Raw genomic sequence first — 23,650 nt, forward strand, 5'->3', positions numbered from 1 at the left:
ACGCAGGAACGCAGATCGAGCGTGCAGATCGACCAGTCACTTCGACCAGTCACTTCGACCAGTCACTTCGACGAGACATTTCACGCGCCCGACCCCACCGAAACGCCAGCCCACGCCCTAGGCTTGAACTATGACGGGAATCACCACCCCACGGTCGAAGCACTTTTCTGCGCTCGCCCCGGAGCGTGAGCCCCAGCTGGCGTTCCCGCCCCGCGGTAGCTCGATGATCGGCCCCGTCGATGCCCCCGGCCTGCATGTGATGACCTACAACATCCGTCGTCGCGGTCCAGAACTTTTGCCGCGAAGCCCTGACCTGTGGAGACGCCGCAAGCCGTTGATGGCACGTCTCCTCGCTGCCGAACAACCGGCGTTGGTCGGCGTGCAAGAGGCACTCTTCACTCAGGCGCGGTTTGTCGGCCAATCGTTAGGGGAGCGCTATCGTTCGCTCGGCCACGGTCGCGAGAGGAACACGGGTGGCGAAGGCTGCCCCATTTTTTACGACTCCACTCGTCTGGAGGTGGTCGAATGGCGACAGTCCGCGCTCTCCGATACCCCGAATATTTCGGGTTCGGTCTCGTGGGGCAATCGCACGCCTCGCGTCGTGGTCGAAGCGATTTTCCGCGACCTCGACACCGGCATCCACTTTCAGGCCGTGAACACCCACCTCGATCACCGGTCCCGCACGTCTCGCCTTCACTCCGCTGACGCGTTGAGAAACATCGTGCAGTCGACTCCGTATCCCAGCATCATGACCGGCGATTTCAATACGGATGCTGACACTCACCCTTATGACCAACTCACCGGTCACGGACTGCTCGTAGACACCTGGAACACCGCCGAAGAGCGACTCACCCAAGTGTGGGGAACGTTCCCCAACTACGGCCCGCCGAAGCACAATCGCAAACGAATTGACTGGGTTCTTGCAACGCCCGATGTGACTGTCCTGAAGACAGGCATCAATGTCACGAGGTATTCGGGCGGCTGGCCATCCGATCACGCGCCAGTGCAGGCCGTTGTGCGTTTTGCCGGCGCGTAATAGGTCAACGCGCTAGAGCATCCCTACAAACGATTTAGGGAGCCGATCACGATTCACCTAATCTGGGCGAGTGAATCTGATCTTCCGCACCATCTTGCACCGCATCCTCAGCACGCGACGATCGGCCCTCGGCATCACCGATGTGGGCAGCATGACGATGAAGGTTTTGCCGACCGATGTTGACCTGCTGCGCCACATGAATAACGGCCGCTACTTCTCCATCATGGACATCGGTCGCATGGACCTCCTGATCCGTGCCGGCGGCTGGCAGAAGCTTCGAGCCAAGGGTTTCTACCCGGTGATGGCCAACGAGACCATCAGCTTTCGCAAGTCGCTCGATCTCTGGAAGAAGTTCCAGCTCGAATCGCGCGTCGTCGGCTACGACGACAAGGCTGTCTTTGTCGAGCAACGTTTTGTGGTCGACGGCCAGATTTACGCCCAGGCGATGACCCGCGCCCGCTTCCTGCGGAGCTCTGGCGGCACCGTGAGCGTTGCCGAACTTCTCGAAACCATTGGCTGGGATGACGAACAACCCGTCATGCCCGACTGGGTCCAAGAGTGGGCTGATCATGTTGCGCTGCCCGTCAGTCGCGCCGATGCGCCAAGCACCTGGGAGTAAGCGCCTCCAGCAAGCGTTTGCAGTGACTTGTATGACTTTCAGCTTTGTGAGAGCGCTCTCTTGACAATCGAGAGAGCGCTCTCATAAGATCAGTCTGCAATCGTGAGAGCGCTCTCATTTCTGATGGGGGTCTCTTTCGGACACCAATAACCCTCATTCACAAGGAAGTGACCGTGAAATCTCAACGACGCACCAAGATGGTTGCAGCCGTCGCCGGCGCAGCATCTCTCGCTCTTCTCGCCACCGGTTGCTCGGCAACTGACGGTGGAGACAGCGATGGCCCCATCACCCTCACCGTGACCACCTTCGGCACGATGGGACTCGACGGACTGTACGAAGCGTACGAAGCCGAGAACCCCAACATCACGATCAACGCGACCAACATCGACACCGGTGGAAACGCATTGACCGACTGGAAGACCAAGCAGGCAGCAGGCGCCGGTCTCGCTGACGTTCAGGCCGTTGAAGAAGGATGGCTCGGCCAGGTCATGCAAGTCTCCGACACCTTCGTTGACCTCAGCGAATACGGCGCAGACGACATCAAGGACCGCTGGGTCGACTGGAAGCTCGCTCAGGGCACCGACGCGGACGGCCGCATCATCGGTTACGGAACCGACATCGGCCCCGAGGGCCTCTGCTACAACGGCGCCCTTCTCGAAGAAGCTGGCATGCCGTCTGACCGCGACGCCGTAGCCGAACTCTTCGGTGGCGACAGCGCAACGTGGGAAGACTTCTTCCAGGTTGGCAAGGACTACAACGCCGCAACCGGCGCAGCCTTCTACGACCACTCCGGCTTCGTCTGGAACGCCATGGTCAACCAGCTTGACGAGGGCTACTACACCGCTGACGGTGAGATCGACATCGAAGGCAATGCCGACCTCAAGTCGCAGTGGGACCTCCTCGCCGACGGTGCAGCATCCGGCCTCTCGGCTGAGCAGAGCGCGTGGGACTGGGGCGGGGGAAAGGCCTTCACTGATGGCTCTTTCGCTACGTTCATGTGCCCCGGCTGGATGCTCGGTGTTGTCAAGGGACAGGTTGAAGCAGCAGGCGGAGACGCTAGCACTGGCTGGGACTTCGCAGACGTCTTCCCCGGTGGAGCAGCAAACTGGGGCGGCGCCTTCCTGACCGTTCCGACCCAGTCGGAGCACCCTGCTGAGGCAGCAAAGCTCGCCGCTTACTTGACCTCGGCTGAGTCCGAAGTTGCCGCCTTCCAGGCTGCAGGAACCTTCCCCAGCGTGATCGAAGCTCAGACGGATGACGGAGTAACCGGCACCAGCGAGCTCAGCACCTTCTTCAACGATGCTCCCATCGGCACGATCCTCGGATCGCGTGCAGAAGGCGTGACCTCGCAGTTCAAGGGCCCGAACGACTCAGTTATCCAGGAGCAGGTCTTCGGCCCCGCTACCAAGGAACTCGACTCGGGCGTTGATGGTGACACCGCGTGGAACAACGCGCTTGAGGTTCTGAAGAACCTCGACCTCAACTAGTCCACAGCAGCAATTGAGGCCCCCGGTCATCCCCTGGCCGGGGGCCTCACTTCTTGAAAGCGATATCTCATGACGACGATGACGAGCCCGCCCCGACCTGATTCAGGGGAGGCGAAGAAGCGCTCCGAGCGCAACGCAACACAGCTCACCCGGCGGCAGCGTCTGAGTCGCCTCGACGTGAAAGCGTCCCCCTACCTCTACATCGCCCCCTTCTTTGTGCTCTTCGCACTCATCGGGCTCTTCCCCCTCGTCTACACGTTCGTTGTCTCGCTCAACGACTGGGACATCCTGAGTGGCGCAGGGGAGTGGATCGGCTTCGAGAACTACGTCGCTGAACTGAACGACCCCTACTTCTGGAACTCGCTCTTCAACACCATGAGCATCTTCCTACTCAGTGCGATTCCGCAGCTTGTCGCCGCCGTCTTCATTGCGGCCCTTCTCGACCAGAACCTGCGCGCCAAAACCTTCTGGCGCATGAGCATCCTGATCCCGTACATCGTGACCCCGGTCGCAGTCGCCATCATCTTCTCGAGCGCGTTCGGCGAAAAGTACGGGCTCATCAACAACATCCTGACCTCGTTCAACATTGAGCCCGTGATGTGGAAGAGCGAAGTCTTCGCAAGCCACTTCGCGATTGCAACGATGGTCAACTGGCGCTGGACCGGCTACAACGCGCTCATCCTGCTCGCCGCGATGCAGGCAGTTCCCCGCGACATTTACGAATCGGCATCCCTGGACGGAGCGGGCGCCGTGCGTCGCTTCTTCTCGATGACGCTGCCGAGCATCCGCCCGACCATGATCTTCGTGATCATCACCGCCACGATCGGTGGGCTGCAGATCTTCACCGAACCGAAGCTCTTCAACCCCACCAGCGCGAACCTCGGCGGTGCCCATCGCGAGTACCAGACGACCGTGCTGTACCTGTGGGATATGGCCTTCAACCGCGGAGACTTTGGCAAGGCTTCGGCGATTGCCTGGCTGCTGTTTTTGATCATCGTCGGCATTGGACTGCTGAACTTCATGATCTCGCGCAAGATTGCCTCCACAGAAGTGAAGGTCATCTCCAAGCGTCGAGCGAAGAAACTTGCGCGCTACCGCGCCACCACCGCGGCCAACCCCACCGGCGTGCCAGCGGCATCCGTCGTAGACGAGGAGAAGAGCTCATGAGCACCACGAGCCCCACACGAACCCCCGATCGCGCCGCCGACAAGCAGGCCGTAGCCGACGAGAAGCGTCGCGGTCGTGCCCGCGCCCGCGGTCTCGCTGAGCGCCCCGGTTTCTTGGTTTATGGCCTGCTTATGGCACTCTTCCTCGGTGGTTCTTACCCGCTCTGGTGGTCATACATTGTTGGCTCGAGCGACAACACCGCCATCACCGAGACCTGGCCGCCGCTGCTGCCCGGTGGCCGCTTCTGGATCAACGTTGGTGAAGTTCTCTCCACCGTGCCCTTCTGGCAGTCACTGCTGAACAGCATCATCGTCTCCACGATCATCACCACCTCGGTGATCTTCTTCTCGACTCTGGCCGGTTATGCGTTCGCGAAGCTGCGCTTCAAGGGCCGCGAAGGGCTCATGATCTTCGTGATCGCGACGCTCGCAGTGCCCACCCAGCTCGGCATCATCCCGCAGTTCATGCTCATGAAAGAGCTCGGCTGGACAGGAACCCTCGGCGCCGTTGTCGTGCCAACGCTCGTGACAGCATTCGGGGTGTTCTTCATGCGTCAATATTTGGTGGATGTCATTCCCGACGAACTCATCGAAGCGGCCCGTGTCGACGGGGCCAATATGTTCCGCACCTTCTGGAACGTCGGAATCCCCGCCGCCCGCCCCGCCATGGCCATCCTTGGACTCTTCACCTTCATGACGGCCTGGACCGATTATCTCTGGCCTCTGCTGGTTGCTCCGCAAAACCCGACCCTGCAGGTTGCGCTGAGTCAACTGCAGAGCGCAAAATACGTGGACTACTCGGTCGTGCTTTCGGGAGCAGTGCTGGCGACGCTACCGCTGCTCATCATCTTCATTCTCGCGGGACGGCAACTCGTCTCGGGCATCATGGCAGGAGCAGTAAAAGGCTAATGAACACTCTCACCACTACCTGGCCGGAAGGCTTCCTCTGGGGCTCCGCCACCGCGGCTGCCCAAATCGAGGGAGCAGCTCACGAAGGCGGCAAAGAGGATTCCATTTGGGATTACTATGCCCGCCAGCCCCTCGCCGTCGCCAACGGAGACACCCCCGAAATTGCGGTCGACCACTACTACCGCATGAACGATGACGTGCAGTTGATGAAGAAGCTGGGGCTCGATTCCTACCGCTTCTCCACCAGCTGGGCCCGTGTTGTTCCCGGCGACCGCGAGCCCAACGCCGAGGGCCTCGACTTCTACAGTCGTCTTGTTGACTCGCTGCTGGAGGCCGGCATCCTTCCGTGGCTCACGCTCTACCACTGGGACCTGCCGCAGGCGCTTCAGGAGAAGGGTGGATGGGCCAACCGCGAAACCGCGTACCGTTTCGCTGACTATGCCGAAGCTGTCTACACCGCGCTTGGCGATCGCGTCAGCCACTGGACAACCTTCAACGAGCCGCTCTGCTCTTCGCTGATTGGCTACATTGCGGGGGAGCACGCTCCCGGGCTCACTGACCCGAATCAGGGTCTCGCTGCGTTGCACCACCAGCACCTCGCGCACGGTTTGGCTGCCGAGCGCCTGCGCAAGCTGGCCGCCGAGAAGGGCCGCGAAATTGAGCTCGGCATCACGTTGAACCTCACGAACGCCGTGCCCAACGACCCGAACGATCCTGTTGATCTCGACGCTGCGCGCCGTATCGATGGCATTTGGAACCGCATGTTTCTCGAGCCGCTCGTGCTGGGGGCCTACCCGGCTGACGTGCTTGACGACATGCGCGGCTACAACTTCGAGCAGTATGTGCGGGAGGGCGACCTTGAGATCATCTCCGCCCCCATCGATTTCTTGGGAGTGAATCACTACCACGACGACAACGTGAGTGGGCATCCCGCTCCCGCTGATGCAGCACCCGGACTTCGGCCCACCACAAAGCCCGGGCGTTCCATGTTTGTCGGCAGCGAGTTCGTGACGATGCCCCCTCGCGACCTTCCGCGCACGGCCATGGACTGGGAGGTCAACCCGAGCGGGCTGCACCACCTTCTGGTGCGCCTCGGCAAGGAATATCCCACTCTGCCGCCGCTGTATGTCACCGAGAACGGTGCCTCCTACGACGACACCCGCGTTGGCGACACCATCGATGACCCGAAGCGTGCCCTCTACATCGCCGAGCACATTCAGGCGGTCGCGGATGCCATTGCTGACGGTGCTGATGTGCGTGGCTACTTCGTGTGGTCGCTCCTCGACAACTTCGAATGGGCGTGGGGCTACAACAAGCGTTTCGGTATTGTCTATGTCGATTACGACACTCAGGAGCGCATCCCGAAGCGCAGCGCCACGGAATATGCAGCCCACATCGCTGCCACGAAGAAGGCTTCCTGATCGTTAGGGTTAGGCAAGACCTTCTAATAGAGAGCGAGCTCGTGGCGGAGAAACTACGCAGCGGGGCCATGCCGACACTCGAAATGGTGGCGGCCCAGGCGGGCGTTTCGCGCGCCACCGTATCGCGCGTGGTGAACGGTTCTCCTAAGGTGAGCCCGGATGTCACCGCTGTCGTTCAGGCCGCAATCGACGAGCTCAACTACGTGCCCAATCGCGCTGCCCGTTCGCTCGTGAGTCGCAAGACGCAGGCCATCGCGATGGTGGTTCCGGAATCGGCAGCCAAGGTCTTCGATGACCCCTTCTTCGCGGCGGTCGTGCAGGGCGTTGCGCTCTATCTCGAAGACACCGATTACACGCTCAACATGATCATCGAGTCAGGGGCCGCATCACACAAGACGCGGCGCTACTTGCTCGGCGGCAACGTCGATGGTGCTCTCGTGGTGTCGCACCACACGGGCGACCACTCCTACTCTGAGCTCAGCCGCACCCTGCCTGTCGTGTTCGGTGGGCGCCCGCTCAGCGACGTTGGCGGCGATAACTACTACGTGGATGTCGACAACTTCGCTGGGGCCTGCACTGCCGTTGAGCATTTGATCGCTTCCGGCCGCACCAAGCTGGCTACGATCGCCGGCCCGCAAGATATGCCCCCGGGCGTAGACCGCCTTTCTGCCTTCCACGCCACTCTCGGCAAGCACGGACTCACGAGCGATCTGGTGGAAGTCGGCGACTTCTCTCCGCCCTCCGGAGCAGAAGCAATGCGTCGACTGCTTGCCCGCGGCGAGCCGATCGACGGAATCTTCGCCGCCAACGACCAAATGGCTATCGGCGCCTATTCGGCCATCCGCGAAGCCGGGCTCTCTGTGCCCGACGATATCGCCGTGGTCGGTTTCGACGACGACAACTACGGGAGCACCGCGACTCCACCACTGACGACAGTGCGTCAACCCTCCGTCGAGATGGGCCGCCGCATGGCCGAAATGATTGTCGGCCTGATTGAAAATCGACCAGTCGACACCGTGACGACCCTCGATACTGAGCTCGTCATCCGCGATTCTGCGTAGCTAGGTTTCGCCACTGCAGCAGCCGCGGCTACTCCGGCGCGAGCGCGAGCACGACCCGCTCAAGCACTTCTCGGCACGCCACAATCGATGGCCGGCTGACGCTCGAGTCGCGCACCGACGTAAAGACAGTGCGTCGGGGCAGGCCGGGCATTGGCCGCAACGCGACGGTCGGCGTGCGTGTTCCCCAGACCAGGCCGGGCAAGATTGCGGTCGCGTGACCTGATTCAACGAGCCGGATGTGGGCCTGAAGGTCGGCGGTTTCGAAGCGTACGTCGGGCTCGATCCCTGCGCGCCGGCACTGCTGTTCTGCCCAGTGACGTGATGCGGTGCCTCGGGGTTCCATTACCCACGCGCTCTGGGTGGTGTCGGCGAGGCTCATGATTCCGCTTTCGTGGGGAACGGCGAGCGAGAGTTCGTCGGCATAGAGGGGGAGCATGTCGAGGTCGGGATGCCGGGGTGCGGCATGACCGGGATACTGTTCGGCGATCACGAGGTCGAATTCGCGCGTCCAGGTTTCGAAGAGGGCGCTTTCGGGTTCGCGCTGGGTCATCTCGATGCGCAGTTGGGGATGTTCGTTGGCGATGATGCTGAGCGCTTGCGGAATGATGCCGAGCGCTGCCGATTGGAAGACAGCGAGACGCACCTTTCCCCGCACTTCGGTGAGGGAGGAGTGGATCTCCGCTTCCATGAGTTCGAGGCGTTCGAGGAGGGCGACGGTGTGCTCAACGAGGAGCTCGGCTTCGGGGGTGAGCTGCACGCGGCGACCCGCTTTAACGAGCAGCGGAACCCGCGCTTCTTCTTCGAGAAGAGCGAGCTGTTGGGAGACCGCAGACGGCGTGTAACTGAGGGCATTGGCCACTGCGGCGATGGTGCCGCGAAGCTTGAGTTCTCGCAAAAGTCGCAGCCGTCGTACGTCGAGCATTTCTCCGCCAATCGTTAACTAATTCTAACTGAAACCATGCGCTTTCCGTCGCTTTTGCTAAAGGCACTCCCGGGCGCACACTGAGAGTTCCAGCCACAACCCCGTTCGGAGGCCTATTCTCGTGAGCATGTCAACTCATACCGACAACCTCGATGCTTCACACCAGCAGATTGCCGACCAAACGGTAGCCACCGTTCGTCGCTGGCTGGCTGAGAGTGAAGAGTTTCCCACCGATGCGAGTGCCACGCGCCTCGCCGGTGTACTGAAAGATCCGAACGGTCTCGAGTTCACTCTCGGGTTCATCGACACCGTCGTTCGGCCCGAAGATTTGCGGGTCGCCGGCCGCAACCTCGAGCGCCTCACCCACATCATCCCGGCGTTCCTGCCGTGGTACCTCCGCTTCGCCATCCTCGTCGGCGGCGGCTTCGCGCCTCTGCTGCCGTGGATCATCGTTCCTATTGCTCGGCGGGTACTTCGCGGCATGGTCGGCCATCTCATCATCGACGCAACCCCGGCCAAGCTCGACAAGGCTCTCGTGCACTTGCGTCGTGAGGGCGTCAACCTGAACCTCAACCTGCTCGGTGAAGCAGTGCTCGGTGATGACGAGGCAGACAACCGCCTCGCCGGCACCCGTGCGCTCCTGAACCGGGATGACGTTGACTACGTCTCCATCAAGGTGTCGTCGGTTGTTTCCCAACTTTCCATGTGGGCCTTCGACGAGACCGTCGACCGTGTTGTCGACCGCCTCACTCCGCTCTACTTGGTTGCCCTGCGCTCGCCGCAGAAGAAGTTCATCAACCTCGACATGGAAGAGTTCAAAGACCTCGACCTCACGATCGCGGTTTTCGAGAAGCTTCTCGACCAGCCAGAGTTGCTCGAACTCGAAGCTGGCATCGTGCTTCAGGCCTACCTGCCCGATGCCCTCGACGCAATCAAGGAACTCACCGCGTGGTCGATGGCTCGTCGCGCTCGCGGCGGTGCCAACATCAAGGTGCGCGTTGTTAAGGGTGCCAACCTCGCCATGGAGCACGTTGACGCGGTAACCCACCATTGGCCAATGGCTACGTGGGGAACCAAGCAAGACACCGACACTCACTACAAGCGTGTGCTCGACTGGGCATTCACCCCAGAGCACGTCGACGCTGTGCGCATCGGTGTTGCCGGCCACAATCTCTTCGACATCGCATTCGCGTGGCACCTCGCTCAAGAGCGCGGCGTCACCGAGGGAATCGAATTTGAAATGCTCCTCGGAATGGCTACCGGCCAGGCCGAAGCGGTCAGAAAGGATGTCGGCAGCCTGCTGCTGTACACGCCCGTCGTTCAGCCGAGCGAGTTTGACTCCGCTATCAGCTACCTCGTGCGTCGCCTCGAAGAGAACGCCAGTACCGAGAACTTCATGTCGGGCCTCTTCGAGCTCTCCAGCAACGAACACATCTTCGTGCGCGAGCAAGACCGCTTCTTGGCGTCGCTCGCCAACCTCGACCTGCCGGCGCAGACATCCAACCGTGTTCAAGATCGCACCCAGCCTGCAGCACTCATCGGTGCTCGCCCATTCAACAACGTCGCAGACACTGACCCCGCCATCGGTGAAAACCGCACCTGGGGCCGTGCGATCTTGGCACGCAGCGGTAACTCTTTGCTCGGCGTAGACACCGTCAAGGCTGGCGCTGTCACGACCCCTGAGCAGATGGAGGGCATCCTCGATTCCGTCACGGCCGCCGGAGCGAACTGGGGTGGCATGCCCGCCGCAGAACGCGCCGCGATCTTGCACCGCGCCGGCGACGCGATCGAAGCCTCACGTGCCCGCCTCATCGAGGTTATGGCTACCGAAGCCGGTAAGACGATCGCCGAAGGTGACGTAGAGGTCAGCGAAGCGATCGACTTCGCGCACTACTACGCCGAGCGCTCTCTCGACCTTGAAGCGATCGACGACGCTACGTTCGTGCCGTCAAAGCTCATCATTGTTACTCCGCCGTGGAACTTCCCGGTTGCCATTCCCGCGGGCAGCGTGCTTTCGGCACTCGCCTCGGGCAGTGGCGTCATCATCAAGCCAGCGAAGCTTTCGCAGCGCAGCGCCGCCGTAATGGTCGAAGCGCTCTGGGAAGCGGGCGTGCCGCGTGAAGTGCTCGCGTTCGTTGACCTAAAGGATCGTGAACTCGGTCGCATCATGATTGCCGACCCCGCTGTTGACCGCGTCATCCTGACGGGGGCGTGGGAGACTGCCGCGCTGTTCCGTTCCTGGCGCAATGACCTGCCGATTCTGGCGGAGACCAGTGGCAAGAACGCGATCATCGTCACGCCAAGCGCAGACCTCGACCTCGCCGTCGCCGACGTCACCAAGAGCGCCTTTGGGCACGCAGGGCAAAAATGCTCGGCCGCATCCCTTGTGATTCTGGTCGGCTCGGTCGGGAGGAGCGAACGCTTTGAGCGTCAGCTCGTTGACTCGGTACGCACTCTGCGCGTTGGCCTCCCTCAGGACCCTCTCACCATGATGGGCCCGATTGTTGAGCCTGCTCAGGGCAAGTTGCTTAACGCCCTCACGACTCTCGCTCCCGGCGAGAGCTGGCTCGTGAAGCCACGTCAGCTTGATGACGAAGGCAAGCAGTGGACCCCCGGAGTTCGCACCGGTGTCGCGCCGGGCAGCGAATTCCACATGACCGAATACTTCGGCCCCGTTCTTGGCGTCATGCGGGCCAAGAACCTCACCGAAGCGATCGAGATGCAGAACGCCGTGGACTACGGACTGACAGCGGGCATCCACTCGCTCGATCCAACCGAGGTTGCTCGCTGGCTCGATGAAGTTCAGGCCGGAAACGCCTACGTCAACCGGGGAATCACGGGCGCCATTGTTCGCCGCCAACCCTTCGGCGGCTGGAAGCGTTCAGCCGTCGGCTGCCACGCCAAGGCTGGCGGACCCAACTACCTGATGACACTCGGGCAGTGGAAAGCCGTTGAACAGCCCGCCGCTCGCGACATTCAGGTCCGCGGTCTCAGCGACCAGGTCTCTTCGGTTATCAAGAAGGCACAGTCGGGCATGGAGTTCGACGAGTTCGACCGTGTACGTCGTGCTGCCGAAAGCGACCAGCGTGCGTGGGAGACAGAATTCGGCATCAGCCGTGACGTGTCAGATCTCGGCGTCGAGCGCAACGTCTTCCGCTATCGCCCGGTGCCCGTCACCATTCGCCTCTCCGAGGGCGAACCAATGGGTCACCTGGTGCGAATGATCGCCGGCGCCGCTCGTGTTGGCGCAACTATTCACATCAGCTCCGCTACGCCATTGCCGTCGCTGCTCACCGAATCGTTCGAGTCGGGAAATGTAGGCGTCTCAGTTGCTGAAGTTTTTGTTGAATCGGATGCTCGTTGGAACGAACGCGCAGCCAAGGGTGAGCTCAACACCAATCGGGTGCGCCTCATCGGCGGTTCCTCTGTCGATCTCGCAGAAGCCGTTGGCGGAAACCCTGACGTCGCGGTGTGGTCGGGCGAGGTCACGACATCCGGTCGCGTTGAATTGCTGATCTTCGTGCAAGAGCAGTCGCTGTCGATCACGGCACACCGCTTCGGAAACCCCGATCCGGCCATGGCTGCGCTCGAGGTCTAAAGAACTCACAGGGTGTGTGGGGATTCGCTACAGCGAGTCCCCACACACTGCTCTGAGCGTCGTTTAGCCTAAGAGGATGATCCCCTCGATTCCCCTCAATGATGGCCACAGCATCCCCCAGCTTGGTCTTGGCACGTGGCCGCTCAGCGATGCAGAAGCTGCGGTCATTGTTCCGACTGCCATCGAGCTCGGGTACCGCCACATTGATACGGCTTTCAAATACGGCAATGAAGTTGGCGTTGGCGAGGGCATCCGGCGAAGCGGAATTGACCGCGATGAACTCTTCGTCACAACGAAGCTCAACGGCGAATCTCAAGGCAATGACCGAGCGATCGATGGGCTGAGGGAGAGTCTGGAACGCCTCGACCTCGACTACGTTGACCTGTTGCTGATCCATTGGCCACTGCCCGCCCGCGGCGAATTCCTCTCGACGTGGCGCACGTTTGAGAAGCTGAAGGCCGACGGCTTTGTTCGCTCGATCGGTGTCTCCAACTTCAAGCCGGCCCACCTTGAAGTGCTGGCGGATGCTGGCACAACAGTTCCGGCAGTGAACCAGATTGACCTTTCGCCGACCAATGCTCGCCTAGCGGAGCGGGCTTATCACGACTCCCGCGGAATCGTCACGGAAGCGTGGAGCCCGATCAAGAGCGTTCTTGAGCAGCCGGTATTGCAGGAGATTGCGGCCAAGCACGAGCGCTCAGCGGCTCAGATTGCGCTGCGTTGGCACCTGCAGAACGGGCTCGTCGCCATTCCGAAGTCGGCCAACCCCGAGAGACTGGCCGACAACATTGCGATCTTCGATTTCGAGCTCGACTCCCGTGATCTGGAAGCGATCGCGGCAATCGATGTGCCGGGGTCTGGCGTTGACTCCGACGAGATCGGGCACTAGCTCGCGCTAGTTGGCGGCAACGAGCGCTTCGGCGCGCACCGTGTCGAGCTGGCCATCGACCATGTTCATGACGGCGTGCATCCGCGGCAAGTGAACGAGGTCATGGGTCACCAGCAGCGTCGACGTGTTGCGTTCGTCTGTAAGGCGCAGGATGAGCTCGATAATGCTCGCACCGCGCTCCTGGTCGAGTGCACTCGTGGGTTCGTCAACGAGCAGCACCTTCGGGTCGTTCATGAGCGCCCGCGCGATGTTGATGCGCTGACGCTGACCGCCCGAAAGCTGGTGGGGGCGCTTGTGCATCTGATCGCCAAGACCCACCGAGGCGAGCAATTCGGCGGCGTGCGTGCGCACGGCGGCACGACGGCCGCGGCTGTGCGGCGCACCCAATTCGTTCATGACGGCGAGTTGTTCGAGCGCGGTCAGCGACGGCAACAGATTGGCCTGCTGAAAGACGATACCGATTGCGTCGCGACGCAACGCTGTCGCCTCGGTGGCCGACAGCTGGGCGGCATCCACCTCATCGATCATGACCTGACCGGAGTCGGGGTGGATGAGGGTCGCGGCCACCGCGAGCAGGCTCGACTTGCCAGATCCGCTCGGCCCGGTGATGCCGGTGACCGTGCCGGGGCGGGCACTGAGCGTGACGTGGTCGACCGCAGTGACGCGGCCATCGCCGTCGGGGAAGGTGAGCGTGACGTTGTTGAGCTGAATCATCGGGTGCTCCCAAGGGCGGTGAGGGGGTCGGCGGTGGTGACAGAACGCAGCGCGAACGCAGCGCCGGCAAGGCCTAGGGCAATCATGATGAACCCTGGCAGCAGGGTCGTGTACGGGCTCAGGATGAACGGCAAAGCGTCGCCCAGGAGGGCCCCGAGAATGGCGGTGATGCCGATCCCGATGCCAACACCAATCAGCAGCACGATGAGAGCTTGACCCAGCGCGTCGCGAACGAGGGACGAGGTGGATGCTCCGAGCGCCTTGAGCACGGCGATGTCAGCCTTGCGCTGCATCGTCCACACCGTGAAGAACGCGCCGATCACGAGAGCAGAAATTCCGAAAAGCATCGCGACCATGAGCAGCAGCGAACCGATCTCTGAGCGGAACGAGCTGACGGCAGTGAGAGACAACAGCACCGAATTGCTGAGGGTGTCTGCTTCAGTGTTGATGGCATCCCAGTCAGCGTCACCGGTGACCGCAATGGCGGTCGCATACGCGTCGGGGCTTCCGGTCGTGGCCGAGTAGCCCTGCCAGTCTTCGAGAGTCATCTGCACGACGGGTGTGTGGTTGTACCACCAGTTTCCGCTGATCTTCTCGACCGTGTAGTCGGTGCCGGCGATGGTGATGGTGTCACCGGTGGTGACGTCGAGGCCGGTGGCGGCATCCTCAGACAGGCCCACCTTGCCGTCGGCGCTCGGGGCCGTCTCATCGAAGTCGGAGACAACGCCGAAGATAGCGATGGCGGTGCTGGACTCTGGCGATTCTGCCTTCGTCTGCGAGACACCGATCGGGTAGGCCGATTCGACACCGTCAGCCGCAGCCCAGATGGTCGCCTGCGTCTCGGTAACGTCGGAGTCAGAGAAGCTCGCCTCATCGGCGCCCTTGCTGCTGGGGGTCGCGAACACGAGCTGGTCGGCGGGGAGCGAGAGCACTCCCGAAATGTTCTGGGCAGCGAGGCCCCCAGTGAGGCCGCTCAGGAACCCCACGAGCAAAGTGATGAGAGCGACGACAGTGCCAATGAGCACAAATCGTCCGCGGGCGAAGCGCAGATCGCGCCAAGCAACAAACATGGGGAGTCCTTTCGGCGTCGACGAATGCGACAGTAACTAGCCTCCTCTCGTGAGGGCCTTCGGGCATCGGCCGGGAGAGTACCTTTCGTGGCGCGTAGTACGGAGGGCACAATCATCCTTTCGATGGATAGAAGCAGTCGTGCACGGCAGTAGGGTCGAATTATGAGCCACACTGCGTTGACCCCCGTTTTTGTGGGGTTGCGCACCAGTTTGCACATCCTCTTTGTCGCTTTGACTGTGCTCGTTGTCGTGCGGGCGTTCGTCGACGGCAACCCGAACACGGTGGCGGTGATTTCGCTCGCGGCGCTGCTGCTCGTCACCTACGGCTTCGGCGGTTATTTGGCGCGCCACGCGATGAGCTCGGGGGCGAGCGCGCAGTCGGTGACGGCCTACCTGTGGGCGCTGGTCTTGTCGGCCGAATGGCTCGTGCTGGTGTGGTTGAGTTCGGATGCCGCCTACCTCGTGTTCCCCCTGTTCTTTCTTTATCTGCACCTGTTGCCGCGCGGCTGGCGCACCCTCGCGGTGCTGGGGTCGACGTTGCTGGCCATCGCGGCGCTCGGTTTGCACAGTGAGTGGACCGTGGGTGGCGTTGTCGGGCCACTCGTCGGAGCGGGCGTCGCGATCGTGATTGGTCTTGGCTACAAGTCACTCGCCGCTGAGGCTGCAGACCGCGAACTGTTGGTGAAGCAACTCCTTGAGACGCGCGACCAGCTGGCGCAGACCGAGCGCGAATCCGGGGTGCTAGCGGAGCGAGCGCGACTTGCGCGCGAGATTCACGACACCGTCGCGCAGGGGCTGTCGAGCATCCAACTGCTGCTTCATGCTGCGGAACGTGCCGACCCTCATGCTGCGGGCCTTGAGCACGTGCGCCTTGCCCGCGAGACAGCGGCCGCCAATCTCGCCGACACTCGTAATTTCATTCGCGAGCTTGCCCCGGCGGCACTCGTAGAGCAGGGGATGGGCGCGGCTTTGCGTCGTCTCGCTGAAACCCAGTGGCAGACGCCCGAGCGTGAGATCCGGGTGCGGGTTGCGGATGCTCTTGACCTGCCGATGCCCGTGCAGACCGCCCTGCTGCGCATTGCTCAGGGGGCGATGGCGAACGTCGTGCAGCACTCGGACGCAACGCAGGCCACGATCTCGATCGAGCGCAATGATTCGGATGTGCGGCTCACGATCGCCGACAACGGCCGAGGGTTCGATCCCGAACGCGCGGAGGCAGCATCGGCTCGAGGGTTCACTGATTCTTTCGGACTGACGGCAACCCGCGAACGTGTCGAACAGCTGGGTGGCAGGTTGACGGTTGAATCGAGCCCCGGCGCTGGTACCACGGTGACGGTCGAGCTGCTGCTAAGACCAACGGCGGGGGAGACGGCATGATCCGCGTGGCGATTGCTGACGATCATCCGGTCGTCCGCGCCGGCTTGCGTGCCTTGCTCGAACACGAAACTGACCTCACGGTTGTGGGGGAGGCGGCCACGCCGGATGAGGCTTTTGCGCTCGTGCAGTCGGCGAACCCGAGCGTGATATTGATGGATTTGCAGTTCGGCGAGCTGGAGTCGGGCGCGGATGTCACGCGTCGCATCCGCACGCTCGATGCTGCCCCGTACGTGCTGGTTCTCACCAACTACGACACCGATGGCGACATCCTGGGTGCCGTAGAGGCCGGCGCTAGTGGCTACCTGCTCAAGGACGCCCCGCCGCATGAGTTGATCGCGGCCGTTCGTGCTGCGGCTGCGGGCGAGAGCGCTTTGGCTCCCGTGATCGCTGGCCGATTGCTGGACCGGATGCGGGCTCCGCAAGTGAGCCTGAGCAAGCGCGAGATTGAAGTGCTGGAGCGCGTCGCCGCCGGAATGTCGAACGCGGTGATTGCCGGAGAAATCTTTGTCTCGCAAACGACAGTGAAGTCGCACCTGGTGCACATTTTTTCGAAGCTGAACGTGTCATCGCGAACCGCTGCAGTCTCGAAAGCGCGCGAACTTGGAGTGCTGCGATAGTTCGAGCTGCTGCGTCAGTTCGGCGCGCTGCGGTTGGTCTGGCCGACTAGCCCTTGAGGGCGATAGCGACGAAGCGCTGTGCTTCGTCGGTGCTGATGCCGAGCTCGGCTGCGCGGTTGGCGTAGGCCCTGGCCTCAAGTTGGAGAAGCGCTGCGGCATCGCCGGGTTGAGCCTTTACGACGGTGCCGTTGCGGCCGCGCGAGTGCAGAAAACCGTCGGCCTCGAGTTCGCGGTACGCCCGCGCCACAGTGTTGGGGGCGATGCCGAGGTCGGTGGCAAGCTGACGCACCGTCGCAAGTTTGGTGCCCGCGAGAAGCTCGCCGCTCGTGATCTGGGCGATCGCCTGAGCTTTGATCTGCTCAAACGGAGGAATGGATGCTGCGGTGTCGATCTCAAAAGTGACAGGACTTTCGGTCGGTGTGCGACGCCACGATTCAGCCATGGTTGATTCTCTCACACGGGGTTTGGCGGCATCCGAAGCTCTTCACAGCACCCCATCAATCGCTTTACCGCTCAGTCTGTGGACGTCGTCAGATCAACGGGAAATGGTTCGGCTGCGACACCGTTCGCATCGGCGCTGAACTCGGCGACCAAGTCCCACGACGCGGGAGGCGGTCCAAGAATAGTTTTAGCCGCCTTAATATTCAGGTGGCCAAATACATTGTTCCCGCCGGCCCCGATAGCGACGCCAATGGCTAAGGGCACTTGTTTCCCGAGTACCAGAATTCCCTGTCGTGTGCCGTACTTTGTGATGAACCTCGGCCCGAGGATCTTGTTCGCAGCATCGATTGTCGCCATAGGAATTGACGACACAATTTTTTTCCCCCAGAAGGGGACTGTGCGACCGAGCAAGGACTCAAGGGTTGCAGAGACGGCTGTGTTGCCTACGAGTACGGCTGTCACTAAAAGCCTGCGGCGTTCGATGTCTTCTAGATGTAACCCGTGAATCTCGGCGACGGTAAGCGTATATAAAACGGAGGCTTCCAGGAACGTGCCTAGCTCGACTATCGCGACCGGAACTTGCACCGCGAGGTTCGGCGTGATTGCCGCTGCGCCAGCGCCTGCACCGGTTGCCGTTACAGCGCCAAGATAGTATTTGTTGACTACTTTGATTAGCTCAGCGGGTGATTTGTCAGGATGAACTCGCCGCAGCCGTTCGACAGTCGCGATTGCAAATGGTTGTTGAGACTCGAGAGCCTTATCAAAGGTCGCGTTGACCACAGCTCTGAGATTGAATTTCTTAACTTCTGACACAAAATCATCATACGGACGCTTATTCGCGCCGTGGCGTCTATCGCTGTCCCAGTTAGGGGGTGGACAATTCGGGATCCTCTGGGTACTCCTATTTCCATTTTGATGATCCCGTCCGGCGATTATCATTTCTGCTGAGAATTCGAACTGCGCGCTTACCGTGCGAGGAAGCGGTGAAGTTCGCGCTCCTTATTGCCCGTCCGTGAGTGTCAGTTTCTTGTTTTCCAGAATCCGCCCATTTCAGGATCTCTCGTGCTTACGCCGAACCGATCCGGTGCCTTCGGTAGTGCCAGATTTGCACAACTGTCAGCCGGCCCCTCATCGCAGAAATCACAGCTAGAAGCGAGTCGCAACCGGCAGCAGTTTTTCGAGCGTTTCCACTTCGGCGAGGGCACACATCTCGGTCGCCGGCTTAGCTGCGGTTGCGCTTCCCGCAGCGACCGCAGAGCGGAACGCGGTCTCAGGATCTTGCCCCTGTGACAGTCGCCACACAAACGCTCCCAGGAATGCATCGCCAGCACCGACAGCACTCTGCACCCGCACCGTGGGCACTGGCAGCCGGATGACGCCGGAGGCGGAGGCGAGCACGGCGCCGGCCTCGCCAAGAGTCAAAGCAACGAGTTGGGCAGAGCCGCGAGCGACAAGCTCGGCGGCGGCATCCACTTCACTCTGTTCGGTGGTGAGTTCTCGGCCGACAAGTTCGCTCAGTTCGCGCAAGCTCGGTTTCACGAGGTAGACGCCCTCGGCAAGGGCATCCTTGAGCGCTTCGCCAGAGGTGTCGATGATCGAGCGTGCACCCTTCTGGTGCGCCAATCGTGCCACTTGAGCGTAGAAATCTGTCGGCACTCCGGGCGGCAGACTGCCGCTGGCCACAACATAGCCACCGGGAATGATCGCTGCTTCTAGCGTTGCAAGGCAGCGTTGCCACTCGGCTTCGCGAAACTCTGGGCCCTGCAGCACGAACCGAAACTGTTGGCCCGAATCGTTTTCGTCAACGGTGAAGCTCTCCCGAGTCGTGCCAGCAATGGGCACCGCGAGGCTGGGAACGCCTTCTGTCTCGAGCAACTGTTGATAGGTGGCTCCCGTGAGGCCACCGGCCGCGTAGATGGCAAGGGCGTCCCCGCCGAGTTTGTGGATGGTGCGCGCCACATTCACGCCGCCTCCGCCAGGGTCGATGCGGCTGGGGCCACAGCGCAGCTTGTGATCCTTAATCACCCGTGGAGTCGACGTGCTGATGTCGAGCGCAGGGTTGATCGTCAGGGTCACGATGGGCCGCCCTGTCGTGGACAGCGGGGGAGTAACGGATGCCATAATCCCCACTTTATGGCGTTGTTACCGCCCCATCGAGCGGTTTAGCTCTCGGTGGAGGGGATATCCATCCCGAGTTCATTCAGCGGTGAGTTATCCACCGGCTCCGGTTTGTGCGCAATAGGGCAATTGAGAATTGTGTTCGGTGTGGAATGGTCGATGAAGTGTTCAGATATGGGCCTTCCACACACGGGACAGACTGCATCAGCCACCTTTTCGACGACGGCCTCGTAGGGACCCAGATCGGGTGTGCCCAAAATTGGGAACAGTTTTTCGTTCAGCCATTCGATGAATCCGACGTAGCCTCCAGGGGCAGACGTCTCGTCTTCGCCTTTCGTGTGCTCGTGTTCGCTCATAACTTCAGCGTAGCCACGGGTCTCAACCAGCGTAAGGGGGTAGGAAGGGTCCAGTATTGCCGGGCATCCGCACAGGATCGCACTCCTCTGCAGGGGCAGCAGCAGCCCGCTCGCCGGGCGTTGGGTGGTGCCGGTGCCTCCGGGTGCCTATGCTGTGGAACAGTTGCCCGCTTTAGGTCAGCGATAAGGCTGGGGCTCCATGGAGATCGCACTTTTCATCACACAATTGCTCGTAGTGCTCGGCTGCATCATCATGGGTACACGATCGAGCGGGGTCGGGCTCGGCCTTTGGGGCGGAGCAGGTGTTGCTATTCTTGTCTTTGGTTTCCGTCTAGCTCCTGGCTCGCCGCCCGTCGACGCCCTCCTCATCGTTCTCGCCATCGTGCTCGCATCCTCAGTGATGCAGGTTGCCGGTGGAATCGATTGGATGGTGTCAATCGCCGCTACTCTCATCAAGAAAAATCCGAAACAGATCACTCTTGTTGCCCCGCTTGTCTCCTTCGTATTTGCGGCCGGCGCCGGCACCTCGAACATCCTCTACCCGCTGCTGCCAATCATCCAAGACCTCTCCTACCGCAACGGCATCCGTCCTTCTCGACCGCTTTCGCTTTCCGTTGTCGCGACAGGAATCGCACTCGCTTGCAGCCCGGTCTCGGCAGCCATGGCAGCGATGATTACGCTCACCGACGTATCGCCCTTCAACTATGAGCTCATCGACATCGTCAAGGTCACCTTCCCGGCTGCGGTGGTCGGCATTGTTGCGACGAGCTTCTTCGTGCAGCGCCTCGGCAAGGACATTGCTGATGACCCCGAGATCCAGGCAAAGATCGCCGCCGGAACGATTCCTGCACCGGACGGGGTGCAGGCTAGTGGCGCAAAAAAGACGAAGCGTGGCACCCAGCTGGCACCCACCCCGGTTCAGACCGCTGTGACGACGTCCGGGAGAAATGCCGCGATTATTTTCCTTCTTGGCGTCGTGGCGATTGTCGTGTTTGGTCTTTTCAAGGCCATTCGGCCGTTGGATGCGGCTGGCGACCCCGTTGGGATGACGCCAATCATTGAGATCGTCATGTTTGTCACCGGCACGGTAATCCTGCTAGTTTCGCGTCCCACGATCGCCGCTGTACCCAAGACGACTGTTTTCCGGGCCGGGATGGTCTCCGCCATTGCTCTGTTCGGCTTGGCCTGGCTCACGGATACTTTCCTTGGCGCCCATTCCGAGGACATCGCCTTGACTGTTGGCAACGCCGTACAGGCGGCACCGTGGATCTTCGCGCTTGGCGTATTCGTGGTCTGCGTTCTCACCACGAGTCAGTCGACCGCGACTAGGACGATCGTGCCGATTGGTCTGGTTTCCGGGATCCCGCTCGGGCTACTCTCTGGCATGTGGGCGGGCGCCTTCGCTGGAATCTACTTGCTTCCTACCAACGGATCTCAGATCGCCGCGGCCAACTTTGATGCAACGGGGAGCACCAAGCTGGGCACCAAGCTTTATGATCACTCCTTCTTTGTGCCTTCGCTGCTGCTGGCAGGCACGACGATCGCTGCCGGAGCGCTGTTCGGCGTGCTCTGGGGATAATTGAGGCCGACAGCGGCGGGCTACCTGGCGTGGAAGGAATCCCACGCTGCCTTGCACGCCCGGGCAACCCGGTCGACGTGCTCCGGGGCGGGGGCAACCCAGCCCGTCCCCGGCTGCGACAAGATCGCCGTGTTGTTCTCGCCGAGCAGGTATTCGCGCAAAAACTCCGCCTGCACGGCGCTGAGCGAAAGGCCGGCTGTCTCCGCATCCTCCCTAACGCGCTCGAAGTGCGCCGCGGCGTCGATGATTTCTTGACCGCCGAGGTAGGGGATGTTGAGCCCGACATCGCTGGGTGAGTGTGCGCCAAAGGCTGTGCGGTGCGCATCTGCCAGCCGCCGAAGAGTGACCGGCGCCATCGTGACGGGCTCGTCGCCGCGAGGGTCGCCTTCGTTATCACCTCGGTTGGAGAGCGCCACTATCTGCGGCAACCGATCCTTGGGCGCACGCGCGACGCACACGGCACCATCCCTAGCGGCGGTGTGGTTCATCGTGTCGTGAAAGGACAGCGCCGTAAAGTGATGGGGTTGGGCGGAGGTGCGCGCTTGCTCAAGTTTGATCGCTATGAAACGAGCCCGGAGCTCGTCGCGGGTGCGTTCGTAGACGCCAAGTCCGCGTTCGGCGACAGCCGCAAAGGTGTCAGTGAGGTGGCGTAGCTGCGCCTCATCCTGCGGAACGAGAAGCAGCGGATAGAACGCGAAGGTCACGGGGCGCACGGCATCCACACCGCTGAGATCGACGGGTTGATACGGTCCGGCTGCTCGCACCCGCTCCAGTGCGGCGGCGAGGCTGCCGGCGAGATCGCTCGGTTTGGCGCGATTGGGGTCGCGGATCATGCGCGGATGCGGGTTCTCCACATAGACGATGCGAGGATCGATTTCTGCCCAGCGGCGCACAACGGCGCTCGTCGAGACGTCACTGAAGTCAAACTGGAGCCTGCGAGTGAACTCAGGTGCAAGGAATTCGGAAAGTTCCTCCGGGATCGCCGCGCCCGAGTGGGGGCAGCTCACCAGCAGATCAGCTTCGCTCAATGCCTCATTGAGCGTTCGGTTCTCAGGGTCTGCGTAAAACGTAATATCTGCTGCGGTGAAGTGTGTTCCCGCCGGGATTAACGTGGGGGAGGCGCCGTCGCTCATGTTCCCATCATGGCGAACTAGCTGAGCAAGCCCTAATGGGCAGAGCTGCAGAACCGGTCCAGTGGGCGCTAACTGCGCAGGCGAGCCCGCACGTATTTTGAGGCCGAACGAAAATGGCTGGGGCCAGCGGCTTCGCCCCAACGCCCCGGGGTCCAGTTGTTGTTCCCGCCGACCATCGGCCGACCATACAGTTCGGCATCCGATTTGCTGTCGATCCAAGCCACAAACTCGTCATAGCGACGGTGCAGAAGCTGGGTTGCTTCCTCCCACCCCAGCTGCATCTGTTGGGCACGCAGGTGTGCGTTGTACTGCTTTAGCTCGTTCCACTTCACGCCCTCGGCGGGGATGTGGACGGCCCTGCCGTCTTGTCCGGCGGCGTACCAACCGAAGAACAACTCAAGCCAGTGTGCTCGATGACCGATCACATCCTTGATAGAGGTATCGTCGGCATCCTTGGCGAGCGCAACCTCGGCATCCACCTGCTCGAGTAGGCGAATTAGTTTGTCGAACTCCTTAGCGGAGACCGCGACGAGTTCTTCTTTTGTCGATGCAGCCATGATCTAACGTGCTCCTTCTTCTCGTTTCGCTCCTACTTGTTGGCGCGGGCGCTGAGGCACGTCGCCCAGTGACTTGGACATCCGAAAGTTGTTCAGCTGAACGCCGTTCAGCACGGGATGCTGTTCGGCCTCCACTTGGAAGCCCCGCTTCTCGAAGAACGGCCGGGCGGTGACGCTCACGTTGGCGGAAAGTGACGGGCACGCTCGCTCGCGGGCGATGACCTCGATGAAGTCGAGTAGCGCAGCGGCGACGCCCTGGCGCGAGTGCTGGGGAGAAACGAACATCATGTCGATGTAGCCATCCGAGCTCACATCCGAGAAGCCCGCTATCTCACCGTCGACCAGGGCGACGAAACTGTTGCGGGCGCTCATCGACTGATCCCAGACAGGTATCTCGCGTTCCTCTGCTCGCGCCCATGCCGCAATCTGCTGCGGCGAGTAGTCAGCGGATGCCGTGATGGTGACCGCAGAAAGGAACACTGCCAGCGTCGGCGCCGCATCCGCTGGCCGATAGGGGCGCACGTCGACGCGAGTCGAACGCCGGCGTGGGTTCATCTCCTCATTATGCAAGGCAAACGCC

At 61.5% G+C, this 23,650-nt stretch carries 22 protein-coding genes; 12 read left to right on the forward strand and 10 right to left on the reverse strand.

Features of this window, described 5'->3' with window-relative positions; translation table 11 throughout:
- The first annotated feature begins 130 nt into the window (after positions 1-130).
- The 7 genes from I6E56_RS09350 (at position 131) to I6E56_RS09380 (ending at position 7,699) form a co-directional block, all read left to right on the forward strand.
- Positions 131-1,036, forward strand: coding sequence for an endonuclease/exonuclease/phosphatase family protein (locus tag I6E56_RS09350; protein ID WP_197137586.1), 906 nt, complete (start codon positions 131-133; stop codon positions 1,034-1,036).
- A 70-nt stretch (positions 1,037-1,106) separates the two neighbouring features.
- Positions 1,107-1,655: a thioesterase family protein gene (locus I6E56_RS09355; protein WP_197106961.1), complete on the forward strand. Its 549-nt coding sequence runs from the start codon at positions 1,107-1,109 to the stop codon at positions 1,653-1,655.
- Positions 1,656-1,828: 173 nt separating this feature from the next.
- Positions 1,829-3,142, forward strand: a complete 1,314-nt coding sequence (locus I6E56_RS09360; RefSeq protein WP_197137588.1) for an extracellular solute-binding protein — start codon at positions 1,829-1,831, stop codon at positions 3,140-3,142.
- 69 nt (positions 3,143-3,211) lie between these two features.
- A complete protein-coding gene (locus I6E56_RS09365; RefSeq protein WP_197137590.1) occupies positions 3,212-4,309 on the forward strand; it encodes a carbohydrate ABC transporter permease in 1,098 nt (365 codons plus the stop codon).
- A complete protein-coding gene (locus tag I6E56_RS09370; protein WP_197137591.1) occupies positions 4,306-5,217 on the forward strand; it encodes a carbohydrate ABC transporter permease in 912 nt (303 codons plus the stop codon). Before I6E56_RS09365 ends, I6E56_RS09370 begins: the two co-directional genes overlap by 4 nt.
- Positions 5,217-6,638 carry a GH1 family beta-glucosidase gene (locus I6E56_RS09375; RefSeq protein WP_197137593.1) on the forward strand — a complete coding sequence of 474 codons (1,422 nt, stop codon included), beginning with the start codon at positions 5,217-5,219 and terminating at the stop codon, positions 6,636-6,638. Before I6E56_RS09370 ends, I6E56_RS09375 begins: the two co-directional genes overlap by 1 nt.
- 68 nt (positions 6,639-6,706) lie before the next feature.
- Positions 6,707-7,699: a LacI family DNA-binding transcriptional regulator gene (locus I6E56_RS09380; RefSeq protein ID WP_197137595.1), complete on the forward strand. Its 993-nt coding sequence runs from the start codon at positions 6,707-6,709 to the stop codon at positions 7,697-7,699.
- Between the two features lie 28 nt (positions 7,700-7,727).
- Here the strand turns inward: I6E56_RS09380 and I6E56_RS09385 are convergent, their stop codons facing one another.
- The gene (locus tag I6E56_RS09385) at positions 7,728-8,621 is read right to left on the reverse strand and encodes a LysR family transcriptional regulator (protein ID WP_197137597.1); all 894 of its coding nucleotides are present in this window, start codon (positions 8,619-8,621) and stop codon (positions 7,728-7,730) included.
- A 127-nt stretch (positions 8,622-8,748) separates the two neighbouring features.
- Between I6E56_RS09385 and I6E56_RS09390 the strand changes: the two genes are divergently transcribed.
- Positions 8,749-12,219 (forward strand): bifunctional proline dehydrogenase/L-glutamate gamma-semialdehyde dehydrogenase, encoded by a 3,471-nt coding sequence (locus tag I6E56_RS09390; RefSeq protein WP_197137598.1) that lies wholly within the window; start codon positions 8,749-8,751, stop codon positions 12,217-12,219.
- 76 nt (positions 12,220-12,295) lie between these two features.
- The gene (locus tag I6E56_RS09395; RefSeq protein WP_197137599.1) at positions 12,296-13,108 is read left to right on the forward strand and encodes an aldo/keto reductase; all 813 of its coding nucleotides are present in this window, start codon (positions 12,296-12,298) and stop codon (positions 13,106-13,108) included.
- A 6-nt stretch (positions 13,109-13,114) separates the two neighbouring features.
- On the opposite strand, the gene I6E56_RS09400 is transcribed toward I6E56_RS09395, so the two are convergent.
- Positions 13,115-13,822, reverse strand: coding sequence for an ABC transporter ATP-binding protein (locus I6E56_RS09400; protein WP_197137600.1), 708 nt, complete (start codon positions 13,820-13,822; stop codon positions 13,115-13,117).
- On the reverse strand, positions 13,819-14,892 hold the full coding sequence (locus I6E56_RS09405; protein ID WP_197137601.1) for an FtsX-like permease family protein: 1,074 nt from the start codon (positions 14,890-14,892) through the stop codon (positions 13,819-13,821). The genes I6E56_RS09400 and I6E56_RS09405 overlap by 4 nt, the downstream gene beginning before the upstream one ends.
- A 162-nt stretch (positions 14,893-15,054) precedes the next feature.
- Between I6E56_RS09405 and I6E56_RS09410 the strand changes: the two genes are divergently transcribed.
- Both I6E56_RS09410 and I6E56_RS09415 read left to right on the forward strand, forming a co-directional pair.
- The gene (locus I6E56_RS09410; RefSeq protein WP_197137602.1) at positions 15,055-16,269 is read left to right on the forward strand and encodes a sensor histidine kinase; all 1,215 of its coding nucleotides are present in this window, start codon (positions 15,055-15,057) and stop codon (positions 16,267-16,269) included.
- On the forward strand, positions 16,266-16,886 hold the full coding sequence (locus I6E56_RS09415; protein ID WP_197137603.1) for a response regulator transcription factor: 621 nt from the start codon (positions 16,266-16,268) through the stop codon (positions 16,884-16,886). The genes I6E56_RS09410 and I6E56_RS09415 overlap by 4 nt, the downstream gene beginning before the upstream one ends.
- Before the next feature lie 46 nt (positions 16,887-16,932).
- Here the strand turns inward: I6E56_RS09415 and I6E56_RS09420 are convergent, their stop codons facing one another.
- The 4 genes from I6E56_RS09420 to I6E56_RS09435 form a co-directional block, all read right to left on the reverse strand.
- A complete protein-coding gene (locus I6E56_RS09420) occupies positions 16,933-17,328 on the reverse strand; it encodes a GntR family transcriptional regulator (protein WP_197137604.1) in 396 nt (131 codons plus the stop codon).
- 71 nt (positions 17,329-17,399) lie between these two features.
- On the reverse strand, positions 17,400-18,140 hold the full coding sequence (locus I6E56_RS09425) for a hypothetical protein (RefSeq protein WP_197137606.1): 741 nt from the start codon (positions 18,138-18,140) through the stop codon (positions 17,400-17,402).
- A 333-nt stretch (positions 18,141-18,473) separates the two neighbouring features.
- Positions 18,474-19,448 carry a 1-phosphofructokinase family hexose kinase gene (locus I6E56_RS09430; RefSeq protein ID WP_197137608.1) on the reverse strand — a complete coding sequence of 325 codons (975 nt, stop codon included), beginning with the start codon at positions 19,446-19,448 and terminating at the stop codon, positions 18,474-18,476.
- 41 nt (positions 19,449-19,489) lie between these two features.
- Positions 19,490-19,801 (reverse strand): hypothetical protein, encoded by a 312-nt coding sequence (locus I6E56_RS09435; RefSeq protein WP_231606299.1) that lies wholly within the window; start codon positions 19,799-19,801, stop codon positions 19,490-19,492.
- A 199-nt stretch (positions 19,802-20,000) separates the two neighbouring features.
- Between I6E56_RS09435 and I6E56_RS09440 the strand changes: the two genes are divergently transcribed.
- Positions 20,001-21,380: an anaerobic C4-dicarboxylate transporter gene (locus tag I6E56_RS09440; RefSeq protein ID WP_197137609.1), complete on the forward strand. Its 1,380-nt coding sequence runs from the start codon at positions 20,001-20,003 to the stop codon at positions 21,378-21,380.
- Between the two features lie 20 nt (positions 21,381-21,400).
- Here the strand turns inward: I6E56_RS09440 and I6E56_RS09445 are convergent, their stop codons facing one another.
- The 3 genes from I6E56_RS09445 to I6E56_RS09455 all read right to left on the reverse strand — a co-directional run bounded on the left by I6E56_RS09445 (position 21,401) and on the right by I6E56_RS09455 (position 23,625).
- The gene (locus I6E56_RS09445; RefSeq protein WP_197137610.1) at positions 21,401-22,513 is read right to left on the reverse strand and encodes an N-formylglutamate amidohydrolase; all 1,113 of its coding nucleotides are present in this window, start codon (positions 22,511-22,513) and stop codon (positions 21,401-21,403) included.
- Positions 22,514-22,581: 68 nt separating this feature from the next.
- Positions 22,582-23,070, reverse strand: a complete 489-nt coding sequence (locus tag I6E56_RS09450) for a ClbS/DfsB family four-helix bundle protein (RefSeq protein ID WP_197137611.1) — start codon at positions 23,068-23,070, stop codon at positions 22,582-22,584.
- 3 nt (positions 23,071-23,073) lie between these two features.
- Positions 23,074-23,625, reverse strand: a complete 552-nt coding sequence (locus tag I6E56_RS09455) for a GNAT family N-acetyltransferase (RefSeq protein WP_197137612.1) — start codon at positions 23,623-23,625, stop codon at positions 23,074-23,076.
- Positions 23,626-23,650 lie beyond the last annotated feature (25 nt).

This window comes from Salinibacterium sp. NK8237, assembly GCF_015864955.1.
GTDB lineage: Bacteria > Actinomycetota > Actinomycetes > Actinomycetales > Microbacteriaceae > Rhodoglobus.